Origin of the sequence: Variovorax sp. LjRoot175, from assembly GCF_964253805.1 — a bacterium.
Taxonomy (GTDB): domain Bacteria; phylum Pseudomonadota; class Gammaproteobacteria; order Burkholderiales; family Burkholderiaceae_C; genus Variovorax.
In genome coordinates this window covers 5,618,461-5,632,990 of the sequence record NZ_CAXURY020000001.1, presented here as the reverse complement: position 1 = coordinate 5,632,990, position 14,530 = coordinate 5,618,461, and the positions used below count along the sequence as shown (strand labels likewise).

General features: G+C 68.8%; 16 protein-coding genes. 14 read left to right on the top strand and 2 right to left on the bottom strand.

All coding sequences use genetic code 11. The annotated features are described in order from the left end of the window. Positions 1 to 25: 25 nt before the first annotated feature. Positions 26 to 1,465 (bottom strand): D-alanyl-D-alanine carboxypeptidase/D-alanyl-D-alanine endopeptidase, encoded by a 1,440-nt coding sequence (dacB, locus tag ACSQ89_RS27925; RefSeq protein WP_436292096.1) that lies wholly within the window; start codon positions 1,463 to 1,465, stop codon positions 26 to 28. A 75-nt stretch (positions 1,466 to 1,540) separates the two neighbouring features. Between dacB and ACSQ89_RS27920 the strand changes: the two genes are divergently transcribed. From ACSQ89_RS27920 to ACSQ89_RS27870, 11 genes are all read left to right on the top strand, one after another. Continuing rightward, entirely contained in the window at positions 1,541 to 2,536 is a 996-nt protein-coding gene (locus tag ACSQ89_RS27920; RefSeq protein ID WP_436292097.1) for a DMT family transporter, read from the top strand. 5 nt (positions 2,537 to 2,541) lie between these two features. After that, positions 2,542 to 3,246: a tRNA (adenosine(37)-N6)-threonylcarbamoyltransferase complex dimerization subunit type 1 TsaB gene (tsaB, locus tag ACSQ89_RS27915; RefSeq protein ID WP_436292098.1), complete on the top strand. Its 705-nt coding sequence runs from the start codon at positions 2,542 to 2,544 to the stop codon at positions 3,244 to 3,246. Beyond that, a complete protein-coding gene (gene rimI, locus ACSQ89_RS27910) occupies positions 3,243 to 3,830 on the top strand; it encodes a ribosomal protein S18-alanine N-acetyltransferase (RefSeq protein ID WP_093108682.1) in 588 nt (195 codons plus the stop codon). Before tsaB ends, rimI begins: the two co-directional genes overlap by 4 nt. After that, positions 3,827 to 4,570: a uracil-DNA glycosylase family protein gene (locus ACSQ89_RS27905; RefSeq protein WP_436292099.1), complete on the top strand. Its 744-nt coding sequence runs from the start codon at positions 3,827 to 3,829 to the stop codon at positions 4,568 to 4,570. The genes rimI and ACSQ89_RS27905 overlap by 4 nt, the downstream gene beginning before the upstream one ends. Positions 4,571 to 4,602: 32 nt before the next feature. Beyond that, positions 4,603 to 5,427 carry an orotidine-5'-phosphate decarboxylase gene (gene pyrF, locus ACSQ89_RS27900; RefSeq protein ID WP_093108684.1) on the top strand — a complete coding sequence of 275 codons (825 nt, stop codon included), beginning with the start codon at positions 4,603 to 4,605 and terminating at the stop codon, positions 5,425 to 5,427. 187 nt (positions 5,428 to 5,614) lie between these two features. Then, on the top strand, positions 5,615 to 7,447 hold the full coding sequence (locus ACSQ89_RS27895) for a DUF1800 domain-containing protein (RefSeq protein ID WP_436292100.1): 1,833 nt from the start codon (positions 5,615 to 5,617) through the stop codon (positions 7,445 to 7,447). A gap of 11 nt (positions 7,448 to 7,458) precedes the next feature. Continuing rightward, complete coding sequence (locus ACSQ89_RS27890) at positions 7,459 to 8,916, top strand: DUF1501 domain-containing protein (RefSeq protein WP_436292101.1); 1,458 nt, start codon at positions 7,459 to 7,461, stop codon at positions 8,914 to 8,916. A gap of 76 nt (positions 8,917 to 8,992) precedes the next feature. Beyond that, complete coding sequence (locus ACSQ89_RS27885) at positions 8,993 to 9,340, top strand: GFA family protein (protein WP_093108687.1); 348 nt, start codon at positions 8,993 to 8,995, stop codon at positions 9,338 to 9,340. Then, positions 9,337 to 9,789, top strand: coding sequence for a thioesterase domain-containing protein (locus tag ACSQ89_RS27880; RefSeq protein ID WP_093108688.1), 453 nt, complete (start codon positions 9,337 to 9,339; stop codon positions 9,787 to 9,789). The genes ACSQ89_RS27885 and ACSQ89_RS27880 overlap by 4 nt, the downstream gene beginning before the upstream one ends. A 60-nt stretch (positions 9,790 to 9,849) precedes the next feature. Further along, positions 9,850 to 10,365, top strand: a complete 516-nt coding sequence (locus tag ACSQ89_RS27875) for a GFA family protein (protein ID WP_436292206.1) — start codon at positions 9,850 to 9,852, stop codon at positions 10,363 to 10,365. A 75-nt stretch (positions 10,366 to 10,440) separates the two neighbouring features. Beyond that, a complete protein-coding gene (locus ACSQ89_RS27870; protein WP_093108690.1) occupies positions 10,441 to 10,686 on the top strand; it encodes a GlsB/YeaQ/YmgE family stress response membrane protein in 246 nt (81 codons plus the stop codon). A 13-nt stretch (positions 10,687 to 10,699) separates the two neighbouring features. On the opposite strand, the gene ACSQ89_RS27865 is transcribed toward ACSQ89_RS27870, so the two are convergent. Next, the gene (locus ACSQ89_RS27865) at positions 10,700 to 11,524 is read right to left on the bottom strand and encodes an IclR family transcriptional regulator (RefSeq protein WP_436292102.1); all 825 of its coding nucleotides are present in this window, start codon (positions 11,522 to 11,524) and stop codon (positions 10,700 to 10,702) included. Between the two features lie 121 nt (positions 11,525 to 11,645). Between ACSQ89_RS27865 and ACSQ89_RS27860 the strand changes: the two genes are divergently transcribed. Genes ACSQ89_RS27860 through ACSQ89_RS27850 form a run of 3 tightly spaced genes read left to right on the top strand, consistent with a single transcriptional unit; the run spans position 11,646 to position 14,525 of the window. After that, positions 11,646 to 12,605 carry an MBL fold metallo-hydrolase gene (locus tag ACSQ89_RS27860; RefSeq protein WP_093108692.1) on the top strand — a complete coding sequence of 320 codons (960 nt, stop codon included), beginning with the start codon at positions 11,646 to 11,648 and terminating at the stop codon, positions 12,603 to 12,605. Positions 12,606 to 12,642: 37 nt separating this feature from the next. After that, entirely contained in the window at positions 12,643 to 14,310 is a 1,668-nt protein-coding gene (locus ACSQ89_RS27855; RefSeq protein ID WP_436292103.1) for an FAD-dependent oxidoreductase, read from the top strand. 20 nt (positions 14,311 to 14,330) lie between these two features. Next, the gene (locus ACSQ89_RS27850) at positions 14,331 to 14,525 is read left to right on the top strand and encodes a DUF2783 domain-containing protein (RefSeq protein WP_214695168.1); all 195 of its coding nucleotides are present in this window, start codon (positions 14,331 to 14,333) and stop codon (positions 14,523 to 14,525) included. The last annotated feature ends 5 nt before the right edge of the window (positions 14,526 to 14,530 follow it).

Here is a 14,530-nt window from a genome sequence, read left to right as displayed (position 1 = left end):
TGGAAGTCGCGTTGGCGACGCTCGGTCAGTTGTCCTGCGCGGCCCAGTCGACCAGCGCATCGAAGGCGGGCCGCGCCGCCGCTGCATTGCCGTTGTTGGCGATCGCGACCACCACCCAGCGCCGGCCGCTCACGCCGTGCACGTAGCCCGCAACGCCGGCCGCATCGCGCAGCGTGCCGGTCTTGAGATGCGCCGCGCCGCCCGAGCGCAGCGCGCGCTTGCGCAACGTGCCGTCGACGCCCGTGGCGGGCAGCGAGGACACCAGCTCGGGCATCACCGGCGAGCGCCAGGCCACCTGCAGCATCTTCGCGAGCGCGGCTGCGCTGATGCGCTCCTCGCGCGAGAGCCCCGAGCCGTTGTCGAACACCGGCTGGCCTTCGCCGGTGCCTATGCGCTCGTTCCACCACTGGCGCATTGCGGCGCGCGCACCCTCGAGCGTGCCGCGCTTCTTTTGCTGCAGGCCGAGCGTGAGGAACAGCTGCTGCGCCATCACGTTGTTGCTGTACTTGTTGATGTCGCGGATCACTTCGGCCAGCGGCGGCGAGACGGCTTCGAATGCGGGCTTGAGACCCGCCGGCACCTGGCCCTCGCGCACCTGGCCCCGGAGCTTGGCACCCATCTCGGCCCACAGCCCGCCGACCGCGCGCACTGCATAGCTGCGCGGATCTGCATACGCCACCGGCCACACCTTCTCGCCGCAGGCGGCGGGGTAGCTGCCGGCAAAGCTCACGCGCGCCGGATCGGTGAAGGCCGGCGCCAGCGCGGCGCGCCAGTCGCCGCATTCACCGGCCGACAACGGCACCGTGGCCTGCGTCGCCACGCCGGCCAGGTAGGGCTCGAAGTTGACCTGGGCCGTCTGGCTGTCACGGTTCGGCACGAAGGTCATCACCACCGACTTGAAGTTGATCAGGAGCGCATCGGGCGCGACGTTGTAGGGGCGCAGGCCTTCGCCGTCGAAGGCGGCCGGATCGGCATCGGGAACCTCGAAGGCGCTGCGGTCCAGCACGATGTCGCCGTTGATGGTGTGGATGCCCAGCCCCTGCACGCGGCGCAGCAGCAGCCACAGGCGCTCGAGCACCAGCTTCGGATCGCCCTGGCCCTTGATGTAGAGGTTGCCGGCCAGCACGCCGTTCTGGATCGGACCGTCAACGTACACGGGCGTGGTCCAGGTGAAGGCCGGGCCGAGCAGGTCGAGCGCGGCGTAGGTGGTGACCAGCTTCATGACCGAGGCCGGGTTGACCGGCACCTGCGCCCGCCACGCGAGCCGCGGGGCATGCGCGGCGTCGGCGTCGGCCACCAGCATCGTCACGGCATCGCGCGGCACCTTGGCGCGGGCCAGTGCGGCCTCGACCTCGGGCGGGAGGTTCTGGGCGATGGCGGGCACCGAACCCAGCGCCGCCAGCGCCAGAACCAGGGACAGCATGCGAACGGCGCGGCGCGCGGCAAGGGGCAGGGCAAAAGGCATCGCGCGATTATCCCGGCCGGCAGTGTCATGGGCCCATCGCAGCGCGGTGCATGGCCGTCCCTCGATAATCGCGTGATGCCCGCCGCACCCCGCTTCTCCGCTCGCACCATCGGCATCGGCGCGGCCGTCGTCACCGTCCTCGTCTGGACCGCCTTCATCGTGATCGCGCGGGCCTCGGCCGGGCGCTCGCTGACCCCCTTCGACATTGCCTTCGCGCGCATCTGCGGCGCGAGCCTGGTGCTCATGCCCTGGGGCGCCTGGCTGGTGATGCAACAGGCGCGCCGGAACGATCCGTCGGCGGGCTCGCTCTTCGGCTTGTCGCCCGCTTCACTGCGCATCACCGCGACCGCAGGCGCTTTCGGCGGCCTGGCCTATGCCCTGCTCGCCTACACAGGCTTCTTCTACGCGCCGGCCACCCATGCCGCCGTGCTGATGCCGGGCAGCCTGCCGCTCTGGACGGCGGTGCTCGCGGCAATCGTGCTGCACGACCGCATCACTACAGCCCGCGCGTTCGGCCTCGCGCTGATCGTCGTCGGCGACCTGCTGGTCGGCGGCGCCAGCCTGCTGCATGCCCTCGAGGGCGGCCAGATCTGGAAGGGCGACCTGCTCTTCATGAGCGCGGCTTTCTGCTGGGCCTGCTACAGCGTGGTGGTTCGGCGCCACGGGCTCGACGCGGTGCGCGCCACCATCGCCATCACCGTGTTCGCCTTCGTGACCTACGTGCCGGTCTATGCCCTGCTGGCCGCCGCCGGCGTGGTCGCGAGCCGGCTCGACAGCGCGCCGGTGGGCGAGATCGTGTTCCAGATGCTGTTCCAGGGCGTCGGCTCGGTCGTCATCTCCGGCATTACCTTCACGCGCATGATCCAGTACTTCGGGCCGGTGCGTTCGACCATGATCACGGCCGTGGTGCCGGGCCTCTCGGCCCTCGCTGCCGTGGTCTTCCTCGGCGAGCCGCTGCACTGGAACCTGATCGCCGGGCTGCTGCTGGTTACGGCCGGCATCCTGTTCGGCGTGCAGCGCGTTCGCGCCGCGGCAGCAGCAAGGCCGGCCGCCGCGCCGGCGCGCGGATGACGGCCATGGCGACGGCGCTCAAGCTCCTGGCCTTCGACACCAGCACCGAAGCGCTTTCGGTCGCGGTGCGCCACGGCGACCGGCTGTTCGAACACGACGGCGCCGGCGGCGCGCAATCCTCGACCACGCTGATCCCGCTGATCCAGCAGCTGCTGGCCGAAGCCGGCCTCGCGCTGGCCGAACTCGATGCGATCGCGTTCGGGCGCGGGCCCGGTTCCTTCACCGGTCTGCGCACCGCCTGCTCGGTGGCGCAGGGCCTGGGCTTCGGCGCCGGCGTGCGCCTGTTGCCTATCGACACGCTGCAGGCGGTGGCCGAGGAGGCGCATCACCGTTTCGGTGCCATGCACGTGGTCGCCGTGCTCGATGCCCGCATGGACCAGGTCTATGCCGCGCGTTACGAGTTCGGGCGCGCAGCGGCGCCCGCCGGCGAAGCGGAATTGCTGGCGCCCGAGCAGGTCGAGGTGCCGTCCGGTTGGGCGCTCGCCGGCAATGCCTTCGCGGCCTATGGCGAGCGCCTTCCCGCAGCCGTGGCGCGCCACGAGGTGCTGCCCACCGCGGCCGCGATGCTGCGCCTGGCCCCCGAATTGCTTGCAGCCGGCCGAACGGTCGCACCCGCCGAGGCCTGGCCGCTCTATGTTCGCGATAAAGTGGCGCAGACCACCGAAGAGCGTGCCGCCCTCAAGGCGGCAATGACCGATTCATCATCATGAGCGCAGTCCTGCAACAGCCGCGTGAAGCCCGTCTCGAGCCGATCACGATCGAGCGGATTCCGGCTGTCTGCGCGATCGAGAAAACCGCCTTCACCCACCCCTGGACGCCGGCCAACTTCAGCGACTCGCTGGCCGCCGGCTACCACTGCCAGTGCCTGGTCGTTCCTTCCGCACTCGGCACCGAGCCCTCGTCCCCGCCCGCGGGCGGGCCGCGCGCGCTCTGGGGGCGGCCTGCGGCCCGGACCGGCGACGAAACCATCATCGGCTACTTCGTGGCCATGAAAGGCGTCGACGAAGTCCATCTGCTCAACCTCACGGTCGCGCCGGCCTTCCAGGGCCAGGGCTGGGCGCCGCTGATGCTCGAGGCGCTGGCCGGCTGGTCGCGCGGCCAGAACGCCCAGTGGCTGTGGCTCGAAGTGCGCGCGAGCAACCTGCGCGCGCTTGCCATCTACGAGCGCCAGGGCTTTCGCCGCGTGGGCGTGCGCAAGGGCTACTACCCGGCGGAGGGCAACGCACGCGAAGACGCGGTGGTGATGAGCCTGCGGCTCAACGAATCGACCAGCGCATGGGGTGCGTTGAAATGAGCGCCGGCACGCTGAATCTCGACGCGCGGCAGCGCGCGATGCTCGACGAGATGGGCGTCAAGGTCTGGTGGCCGGTGGCGGAGCCTGCCGAGGCGCAGGCGGTCGAGGTGGTGGTCGCGGTGCCGCGCGTCGAAGCCGAAGCCATGCCGGCGGCGCCGCGTGCGCCGGTGCCTGTGTCCGCTCCTCCTGTCCGTCCGTCCGCTGCGCCGTCCCACGGTGCGACCGTGCTGATCGATGCGCCGCGTCGTCTCTACGGCGATGAAGACAAGGCCGTGCAAGGCGGGTGGCTGATCGTCGCCGACATGCCGCCCGAGCTCGACGGGCGCCACTGCGAACCCTTCGCGGGCGATGCCGGCCGGCTTTTCGACAACATGCTGCGCGCGCTGCAGTTGCATGGCGCAGCCACGCCCGTGCATCTGATGCGTACGCACCGTGGCGTGGCCTCGGGCCAGCCGGGCAGCCCGCGCCCGATCGCCGAGGCCTTTGCGGCGCCCGCCGCCGCACTGGCGCCGCGCGTCGTGCTCGCGATGGGCCCGCTGGCGGCGCAGAGCCTGCTGCAAAGCGGCGAGCCGCTCGGCAAGCTGCGCGGCCGCGCGGTGCGGCTGGCCATCCCGGATCTGGAGGACGTCGCGGTCATCGCGACCTACCACCCGGCCTACTTGCTGCGCAATCCGGCCGACAAGGCGCGTGCCTGGGCCGACCTGTGCCTGGCGGCCGAGCAACTGCTGCGCTCGGGCTGAGCGCTGCCGGTGGCGGCCTAAAATTCCGCCCCATGACCTTTCTGGACAAGCTGCGCGCCGCCGAGCGCCAAAACGGCTCGCTGCTGTGCGTGGGCCTCGACCCCGAGCCCGCGAAATTCCCCGCCCATCTGAAGGGCGACGCCGGCAAGATCTACGACTTCTGCGCGCGCATCGTCGATGCCACCGCCGACCTGGCGATCGCCTTCAAGCCGCAGATCGCCTACTTCTCCGCCCACCGCGCCGAAGCCCAGCTCGAACAGCTCATGGAGCACATGCGGCGCAACGCGCCGCATGTGCCGGTGATCCTCGATGCCAAGCGCGGCGACATCGGGTCCACGGCCGAGCAGTACGCGCGCGAGGCCTTCGAGCGCTACGGCGCCGACGCCGTCACGCTGTCGCCTTTCATGGGCTTCGATTCGGTCGAGCCCTACCTGCGCCACTACGGCAAGGGCGCCTTCCTGTTGTGCCGCACCAGCAACCCGGGCGGTGCCGACCTGCAGGGCCAGCGGCTCGCGGGCCTGGAAGGAGAACCTTTTTTGTATGAACACGTTGCAAGACTCGTCCAGGGGCCTTGGAACCTGAACGGCCAGCTCGGCCTCGTGGTCGGTGCCACCTACCCGGCCGAGATCGAGCGCGTGCGCGCGCTGGCGCCCACGGTTCCGCTCCTGATTCCCGGCGTCGGCGCCCAGGGCGGGGATGCGGTCGCCACCGTGCGTGCAGGCTGGCGCGCCGATGCGCCGATCGTGGTCAGTTCATCGCGCGCCATCTGCTACGCCTCGGCCGGCGCCGACTTCGCCGAAGCCGCTCGGCGCGAGGCGATCCGCACCCGCGACAGCCTCGAAAAAGCCAAGCCCTGAGCGACTTTTCGCGTCGCCGGCAAGGGCGCGGTTGTATCGAAGTGACGGAAAAAGTCACATTTCAGAACAATTGTTGTCGCAGTCGCCGCCCCTACACAGCCTTTAGAGTCCTCGCAGCCCGGCGCGGGTCCGGCATGGCGCTTGCCTTGAGAAGAACGGCGCAAGGGCGCCGAGGAGCGAGGAACTCATGGTGGAAGATATTGCGACCGGTCGCTCCGAGGCGACCGACGAAGTGCTGCGCGTGTCCGAAACGCACGCAGTTCCCGAGGCGCCGGCGGCGCACAACAATCCCCTGCCCCTGGCTGCCGCGCTGGCTGCCGCAGCGGCGCTCGCTGCCTGCGGCGGTGGCGGCGGCGGAGGGGGCGGCAGCAGTTTCGCCGGCATGGGCGGCGGCGACGTCCAGGCCGGCTCCCTGACGCCCCTGGCCAGCACGCCGACCGGCCAGACCTACATCTACACGCAGGCCAAGACCGACGACGAGGCCGCGCGCTTCCTGCTGCAGTCGCAGTTCTCGGCCTCCGAGGCCGAGATCGCCGCGGTGCGTGCCAAGGGCTACCTGCCCTGGCTCGGCGAGCAGGTCGATAGGGCGCCCACGCAGACCGGCTGGGACTGGATCGCGAGCAAGCCCTACAACACCGTCTACACCGACGACATGATCTGGAACCAGCTCATGACCGCGCCGGACGGGATGCGCAAGCGCATGGCGCTGGCGTTCACCGAGATCTTCGTGGTCTCGGCCAACGACCTCAGTTCCAACTGGAACGACCACATGATGGCCCAGTACTGGGACATGCTGGTCGCTGGCGTCACCGGCAACTTCCGCAAGCTGCTGGAAGACGTGACGCTCAACCCGGCGATGGGCTACTACCTCAACACGCGCGGCAACCAGAAGGAAAACGCGCAGGGGCGCCAGCCGGACGAGAACTACGCGCGCGAGGTCATGCAGCTCATGACCATCGGGCTCTACCAGCTCAATGCCGACGGCACGGTCAGGACCGGTGCCGACGGCACACCGCTGGACAGCTACACGCAGGACGACGTGACCAACCTGGCGCGCGTGTTCACCGGCTACGACCTCGACATCCCCGCCGCCGAGCGCAACACCTTCACGCCGCCCGGCGCCAGCTACACCATCGAGAGCAACGCCTGGACCAAGCGGCCGATGGCGCTCACGGCCTCCCGCCACTCGATGCTCGAAGCCAAGTTCCTCGGCGCCACCGTGCCGGCCAACACCGAGGGCAAGGCGGCGCTCAAGATCGCGCTCGATACGCTGTTCAATCACTCGAACGTCGGTCCCTTCATCAGCAAGCAGCTGATCCAGCGCCTCGTGACCAGCAACCCGAGCGCGGCCTACGTGAAGCGCGTGGCGGACGTGTTCGCCAACAACGGCGCCGGCGTGCGCGGCGACATGAAGAGCGTGTTCGCCGCCGTGCTGCTCGACAACGAGGCGCGCAGCCCGGCCGGCCTCACGGACCCGAACTTCGGCCGCTTGCGCGAGCCGATGCTGCGTCTCGTGCAGTGGGGCCGCACCTGTGGCATCGGCTCCACGCTGGACACTTGGAAGATCGGCAACCTCTCCCGCCCCAACGACCAGCTGGGCCAGAGCCCGCTGCGCTCGCCCTCGGTCTTCAACTTCTTCCGGCCCGGCTACGTGCCGCCCTCGACCGCGATAGCCAGCGCCAAGCTGGTGGCACCCGAGTTCCAGATGGTCAACGAGACCAGCGTCGGCGGCTACCTGAACTTCATGCAGAACGTGGTGCCCAACGGTTTCAACAGCAAGGATGTGATCCCGAGCTATGCGGCCGAGAAGGCGCTGGTGCTCGATCCGGCCGCGCTGGTGCGGCGGCTGAACCTGCTTTTCACCGGCAACCAACTCACCGCCGCCACGCAGGCGCTGGTCGTCAATGCGCTCGCCACGCCGGCGGTCACTTCGACCAGCAGCGACGGCGTCAAGAACAACCGCGTCTATGCCGCGGTGCTGATGGTGATGGCCTCGCCGGAATACCTGATCCAGAAATAAGGAAGCGCGCGATGTACCTGATCAATCCCGCAGCCCACACCCGGCGCGCCTTTCTGCGCCGCTCCGGCCAGCTCGCCATGGCGGGCACCGCACTGCCCTTTGCGCTCAACCTGGCCGCGATGGGCGAGGCCGCCGCGCAGGCGGCGCCCGGCGACGACTACAAGGCGCTGGTCTGCGTCTTCCTGTTCGGGGGCAACGACTATGCGAACACCGTCATCACCTACGACGATCCCAGCTACAACGCCTACAGTGCAATCCGGGGCGGCGGGGCCGGGCAGACCGCGGGCGGCGTCGCGATCGGCAAAGGTCAACTGACGGCGCTCGCTCCGAATACGGCGCTGCCCGATGGACGCCAGTACGCGCTGCATCCCTCGATGACTGCGTTGGCCACGCTGTTCGACCAAGCCAAGATGGCGGTGCAACTCAACGTCGGCCCGCTGGTGGTGCCGCTCACGCGCGCCCAGTACAACAACAGCAACAAGAAGCTCTATCCGCAGCCGCCGAAGCTGTTCTCGCACAACGACCAGCAGTCGACCTGGCAGTCGTCCTCGCCCGAGGGCTCGACCGTCGGCTGGGGCGGCAACATCGGCGACCTGATGCTCTCGCAGAACACCAACTCGCTCTTCACCTGCATGTCGGTGTCGGGCAACGCGGTGTTCCTCTCGGGCGATACCGCGCTGCAATACCAGGTGAGCACGAGCGGCGCGGTCGGCATCAGGAGCGTGAAGGACGCCAACGTCTACGGCTCGAGCTCGGTCAAGGCAGCGATGGCGCAGCTCGTGCAGCAGGCGCGCGGCCATGTGATGGAGAACGAATACAACAAGATCACCAAGCGCGCGGTCGAGGCCGAGGGTTCGGTCACTTCGGCCATCGGCGCGGGCTTCGCGGCCGGCACCTTCCCGGCCGGCCTGGGCAGCCAGCTCGCGATGGTCGCGCGCCTGATCCGCGGCCGCAGCACGCTGGGCGCCAAGCGACAGGTGTTCTTCGTCTCGATGGGCGGCTTCGACCTGCACGACAACCTGATCGCCAACCAGCCCGTCCTGATGACGCAGCTGAGCGACTCACTCGCGGCCTTCTATCAGGAGATGGTCACGCAGGGCATGGCCGACAAGGTCACAGCCTTCACCGCCTCCGATTTCGGCCGCACGCTCGCTTCCAACGGCGACGGCTCCGACCACGGCTGGGGCGGCCACCATTTCATCGTCGGCGGCGCGGTGAAGGGCAAGCAGATCTACGGCACGCCGCAGGTGGTCAGCATCAACAACGACTCGAAGCTGGCCGGCTACGAAGGCCATGTGGGGCAGGGCCGGCTGATTCCGACCACCTCGGTCGACCAGTACGGCGCCACGCTCGCGAGCTGGTTCGGCGTGCCGGCGGGCAATCTGGAAAGCATCCTGCCGAACCTCAAGAACTTCGGCGGCAACGTCAACGGCATCGACTACCCGAAGAACGTGGGCTTCATGGCCTGAGGGCGCCTGCCTACATCGGAAGCGGGGCGCGGTCTGCATACTCTGCAGTCCGCGCTTTTCTTTTCAGGAGACTCCGATGAAGTACAGAGGCAGCTGCCATTGCGGCCGGATCGCCTTCGAGGTCGAGGGCGAGATCAAGGGTGCGATGGCATGCAATTGTTCGATGTGCCAGCGCAAGGGTTCGCTGCTCTGGTTCGTGCCGCGCGACAGCTTCACGCTGCTCACCCCGCGCGAGGACATGGGCACCTACCTGTTCAACAAGCATGTGCTCGAGCACCACTTCTGTCCCACCTGCGGCATCCATCCCTTTGCCGAGGGCAGCGATCCCAAGGGCAACAAGATGTCGGCGGTCAACATCCGCTGCATCGAGGGCATCGAGCTCGAATCGGTGCCGGTGACGCATTTCGACGGGCGTTCGCGGTGAGCCCCGGCGAGCTGCAGGACTATTTGCACGCGCACATTCCCCTGTCGAAGGCGATGCAGGTCGCGGTGCTCGCGCTGCATGAAGACGAGGTCGTGCTGAGCGCGCCGCTGGCGCCCAACATCAACCATCGCGAGACCGTGTTCGGCGGCAGCGCCTCGGCCGTCGCCATCCTGGCGGCCTGGTCGCTGCTGCATACGCGGCTGCAGCGCGCCGGGATCTCGAGCCGGCTGGTCATTCAGCGCAATACCATGGACTACGACCTGCCGATCACCGGGGAATTCACTGCGCGCTCGCTCATTGCCCAGCCGCAGGCATGGCCGGCCTTCCTGCGCATGCTCGATCGCAAGGGCCGGGCCCGCATCGCCGTCGCCGCCGTACTCGAACAAGGGGGCCGGACGGTGGGCCGCCTCGAGGGCGAGTTCGTGGCGCTGGGGGCGGCCGCGGCCTGAGAGCGCCCGCGTTTGCGTTTCGGGCGCGGCCGCGCCAAAGTACGGCGCACCATGAGCGCCATCCCGACCGACCCCGACCCCTTCCCGCTTGAAGGCGGCTGCACCTGCCGCGCGGTTCGCTACCGCATGACGACGCGACCGCTCTTCGTGCACTGCTGCCATTGCCGCTGGTGCCAGCGCGAGACGGGCTCGGCCTTCGCGCTCAACGCGATGGTCGAGGCCGAGCGCGTGCAACTGCTTCAGGGCGAGATCGAGCTCGTCGTGACGCCGTCGGAAAGCGGCAAAGGGCAGAAGATCGCGCGCTGTCCGCACTGCCGCGTCGCGCTGTGGAGCCACTACGCGGGTGCTGGCGATGCCGTGTGCTTCGTGCGCGTGGGCACGCTCGACGCGCCGGACCACCTGCCCCCCGACATCCACATCTTCACGATGTCGAAGCAGCCATGGGTGCTGTTGCCGCCGGGCACGCCGGCCGTGGCCGAGTACTACAGCCGCGCCGAGCACTGGCCGGCCGAGAGCCTGGAACGCGCCAGGGCGCTGAAGGCCTCGCGCCCGCCCGCCGGGCCGACGGCCGGTTGATTGCCAGCTCCGACGGCCGCTGATACCCTGCGCCCGGGCGGCGCCGCCCATACATGTTCAATCAGGGAGTAAAAAATGAGCCTTTTGTTGTTTCTTGTCGTGGGTCTCGTGGCGGGCTGGCTGGCCGGCGTGCTGGTCAAAGGGGGTGGCTTCGGCCTCGTCGGCGACCTGGTCGTCGGCGTGATCGGCGCCTTTCTCGGCGGCCTTCTTTTCAGCTCGGCCGGCGTTTCGCTGGGCGGCGGCCTGTTGGGCAGCATCGTCGTCGCCACCATCGGGGCGATCGTGCTTCTGCTGATCGTCCGCCTCCTCAAGCGGGCCTAGCCGCCCCGATCTCTCAGGCGCGTGCGGCGCCGAGCCGCTGCGACACCTCGCCGGCGCATTGCTTCAGTGCGCGGGCGACCGGCCCGTCCCATTTCGCATCGAAAACGCCCGCGGGCCCGATCGCGGTGATCGCCAGCGCGATCGCGCCGGTGTGGTCGAACACCGGCGCGGACATCGCGCTCACGCCCGGCACGATCTCGCCTTCGGAGCGGCTGATGCCGCGCGCGCGCACCTCGTGCAATTGCGCCTCGAAAGCTTTCCAGTCCGGCAGCGGCGGGGGCGGCGGCATGCCCACATGCGGCGCCGGCGCCGCGCTGCTCTTCTCGCGCTGGCGCTCCTTGTCGAGCAGGCGCTTGACGATCGCGCCATCGAGGTAGGCGGCGAAGAGGCGGCCCGAGGCGGTGCTGGTCAGCGAAAACACCGTGCCGTGCCGCATGCTCACGTGCAAGGCCGCCGGCGACTCGGACACGCGCACGATGGTGGCGCCGCGGTCGCCCCACACCGCGATGGCCGCGGTGTGCCCGATCTGCTGCGCGAGCTCGGCAACCAGCGGTGTCGCGATGTGGACCGGATCGGCCTGCTGCAGGCTGATCAATCCCAGTTGCAAAGCCAGCGGGCCGAGCAGATAGTGACCGCTGCTGCGGTCCTGTTCGATCAATCCGAGGCGACCGAAGCTGACCATGTAGGGATGCGCCTTGGCGGCCGACATGTCGGCCTCGCGCGCGAGGTCCTTCAATGCCATCGGCCGGCCGTGGTGCACCAGGGCGCGCAGCAGCTGGCCGCCCACTTCGATGCTCTGGATGCCGCGCTGCGCGCGATCGTTGCCGTCAGCGGCCATATCCGTCTCTTTGTTCGTTCATGCAGAAGACATTAGACATTAACTGATCTCCGGTTTACACTCCGCTTAATTCGTTCCCTGCGAATTCGTTCGTGTTAGACAAACACCCTAGGAGACCCCGATGAGCCAGACCAAGGTTTTCGCCAGCCAGGCCGATCTCGAAGAAAAGAAGATCACCTTCAGCCAGATTTCCGAGCATGCCTGGGCCTACACCGCCGAGGGCGACCCCAACACCGGCATCGTGATCGGCGACGACTGCGTGCTGGTGGCCGACACCCAGGCCACGCCCGCGATGGCGGCCGACGTGGTGCGCCGAATCCGCGAAGTGACCGACAAGCCCATCAAGTACGTGGTGCTCACGCACTACCACGCGGTGCGCGTGCTGGGCGCGACCGGCTACAAGCCCGAGCACATCATCGCCAGCCAGGATACGCGCGACCTGATCGTCGAGCGCGGCGAGGAAGACAAGGCGAGCGAGATCGGCCGCTTCCCGCGCCTGTTCCAGAACGTCGAGACCGTGCCGCCGGGCCTGACCTGGCCGACCATGACCTTCACCGGCAAGATGACCTTGTGGCTGGGCAAGCTCGAAGTCCAGCTGCTGCAGCTCGGCCGCGGCCATACCAAAGGCGACACCGTGGTCTGGCTGCCGGGCGAGAAGACCTTGCTGTCGGGCGACCTGGTCGAGTTCGACGCCACGCCCTATGCCGGCGACGCTTACTTCAAGGACTGGCCCAAGACCCTGGACAACATCGCCGCGCTCAAGCCGAAGGCCCTGGTGCCAGGCCGCGGCGCTGCGCTCACCACGCCGGAAGAAGTGGCCAAGGGTCTCGCCGGCACGCGCGACTTCATTGCCGACGTGTACGCCAGCGTTTCGGAAGGCGCCAAGTCCGGCAAGGACCTGAACGCGGTCTACAAGGAGACCTACGCGAAGCTCAAGCCCAAGTACGGCCACTGGGTCATCTTCGACCACTGCATGCCCTTCGACATCACGCGCTGCTACGACGAGGCCACGCAGTACGCCGACCCGCGCGTGTGGACCGCCGAGCGCGACGTCGAGATGTGGAAGACCCTCGAAGGCTGAGCCGGGAGGAGCAAGACAAAGATTCGGAGACAGGAACGTGAACGCCATTGCTGCTTCAGCTGCCGCGCCCATCGACTACCAGAACCTGCGCTACGACTACAGGCACCACCCCGACCAGGACGCCGCCACGCCCGCCCGCCACCCCGTCGTCGTGGTCGGCGCCGGCCCGGTTGGCCTGGCGCTGGCCATCGACCTGGCGCAACGCCAGGTGCCCGTGGTGCTGCTGGACAACGACAACAAGCTGTCCACCGGCTCGCGCGCCATCTGCTTTGCCAAGCGCTCGCTGGAGATCTTCGACCGGCTCGGTTGCGGCGAGCGCATGGCGGCGAAAGGCGTGTCCTGGAAGCTGGGCCGCGTGTTCCTGCAGGACGCGCAGATCTACGAGTTCGACCTGCTGCCCGAAGAGGGCCATCAGCGCCCGGCCTTCGTCAACCTGCAGCAGTACTACGTCGAGGGCTACCTGGCCGAGCGCGCGGCCGAGCTGCCGCTTTTGGACATCCGCTGGAACCACAAGGTGGTCGGCGTCGAGCAGCACGAGGACCACGCGCTCCTGACCGTCGAGACGCCGGACGGGAGCTACCGGCTGCAGGCCGACTGGCTGGCCGCGTGCGACGGCTCGCGCTCGACGGTGCGGCAGCTGATCGGCCAGGAAAGCAAGGGCCGCATCTTCAAGGACCGCTTCCTGATCGCGGACGTGAAGATGAAGGTCGACTTCCCGGCCGAGCGCTGGTTCTGGTTCGATCCGCATTTCCACCGTCACCAGAGCGTGCTGCTGCACATGCAGCCCGACAACGTGTGGCGCATCGACTTCCAGCTCGGCTGGGAGGCCGATCCGGAGGCCGAGAAGAAGCCCGAGAACATCATCCCGCGCGTCAAGGCGTTGCTGGCGGCCTCGCCCTTCAGGGACGCGGAGTTCGAGCTCGAATGGGCCAGCGTCTACACCTTCGCCTGCCTGCGCATGGAGGCCTTCCGCCACGGCCGCGTGCTGTTCGCGGGCGATTCGGCGCACGGCGTCTCGCCCTTCGGTGCGCGCGGCGCCAACTCGGGCGTGCAGGACGCCGACAACCTGGCCTGGAAGCTGGCCGCGGTGCTGCGCGGCGAGGCGCCGCAGGCGCTGCTCGACAGCTACGCCCGCGAGCGCGAGTACGCGGCCGACGAGAACATCCGCAACTCCACCCGCGCCACCGACTTCATCACGCCCAAGAGCGAGCTGAGCCGGCTGTTCCGCGACGCGGTGCTGCAGCTGGCGAGCCGCCACCCCTTCGCCCGTACGCTGGTCAACAGCGGGCGGTTGTCGGTGCCGGCCACGCTGCATGGCTCGACACTCAACACGCCGGATAGCGGGGACTTCGAAGGGCGCATGGTGCCCGGCGCGGTGGCGGCCGATGCACCCTTCATTGCGAGCGGCGGCCAGCGCAACTGGCTGTTGCGCTCGCTTGGCGCCGACGGCCGATTTGCCGCGCTGGTGTTTGGCGACGGCGCCGCCGCCGAGGCCAGCCTGCGCGCGCTGGCCGAGGCCGAAGCACCGGTCAGCGTCGTACGCATTCCGCTCGACGACGCCCATGCCCTGGCCGCGCAGCGCTACGACGCCCGGCCCGGCACCACCTACCTGCTGCGGCCCGACCAGCACGTGTGCGCGCGCTGGCGCAGCCCCACGGCCGCCGCCATCCGCGCCGCCCACGCGCGTGCGCTCGGCAAAACCTGAGACCCCAGGAGACCACGACCATGCCGAACGACCACCTGATCCTGACGCCCCACCTGGATGCTCCGGACGACTTCTACGAGGCCCTGCTCGACGCGCACCAGGGCCTCAGCACCGAGGAGAGCCACGCCTTCAATGCGCGCCTGGTGCTGGTGCTGGCCAACCACATCGGCTCGCTGCCGGTGCTGCGCAAAGCCCTGGAGGCGGCGCGCGCCTGACGATC

Bases quoted from the DNA above. Each gene is read 5' to 3' on its own strand.
- ACSQ89_RS27920 (WP_436292097.1), top strand. From the start codon at position 1,541: ATGCCCGCCGCACCCCGCTTCTCCGCTCGCACCATCGGCATCGGCGCG.
- ACSQ89_RS27870 (WP_093108690.1), top strand. From the start codon at position 10,441: ATGAGCCTTTTGTTGTTTCTTGTCGTGGGTCTCGTGGCGGGCTGGCTG.
- ACSQ89_RS27865 (WP_436292102.1), bottom strand. From the start codon at position 11,524: ATGGCCGCTGACGGCAACGATCGCGCGCAGCGCGGCATCCAGAGCATC.
- ACSQ89_RS27850 (WP_214695168.1), top strand. From the start codon at position 14,331: ATGCCGAACGACCACCTGATCCTGACGCCCCACCTGGATGCTCCGGAC.
- dacB (WP_436292096.1), bottom strand. From the start codon at position 1,465: ATGCCTTTTGCCCTGCCCCTTGCCGCGCGCCGCGCCGTTCGCATGCTG.
- ACSQ89_RS27885 (WP_093108687.1), top strand. From the start codon at position 8,993: ATGAAGTACAGAGGCAGCTGCCATTGCGGCCGGATCGCCTTCGAGGTC.
- ACSQ89_RS27895 (WP_436292100.1), top strand. From the start codon at position 5,615: ATGGTGGAAGATATTGCGACCGGTCGCTCCGAGGCGACCGACGAAGTG.
- ACSQ89_RS27905 (WP_436292099.1), top strand. From the start codon at position 3,827: ATGAGCGCCGGCACGCTGAATCTCGACGCGCGGCAGCGCGCGATGCTC.
- ACSQ89_RS27860 (WP_093108692.1), top strand. From the start codon at position 11,646: ATGAGCCAGACCAAGGTTTTCGCCAGCCAGGCCGATCTCGAAGAAAAG.
- rimI (WP_093108682.1), top strand. From the start codon at position 3,243: ATGAGCGCAGTCCTGCAACAGCCGCGTGAAGCCCGTCTCGAGCCGATC.
- tsaB (WP_436292098.1), top strand. From the start codon at position 2,542: ATGGCGACGGCGCTCAAGCTCCTGGCCTTCGACACCAGCACCGAAGCG.
- ACSQ89_RS27890 (WP_436292101.1), top strand. From the start codon at position 7,459: ATGTACCTGATCAATCCCGCAGCCCACACCCGGCGCGCCTTTCTGCGC.
- pyrF (WP_093108684.1), top strand. From the start codon at position 4,603: ATGACCTTTCTGGACAAGCTGCGCGCCGCCGAGCGCCAAAACGGCTCG.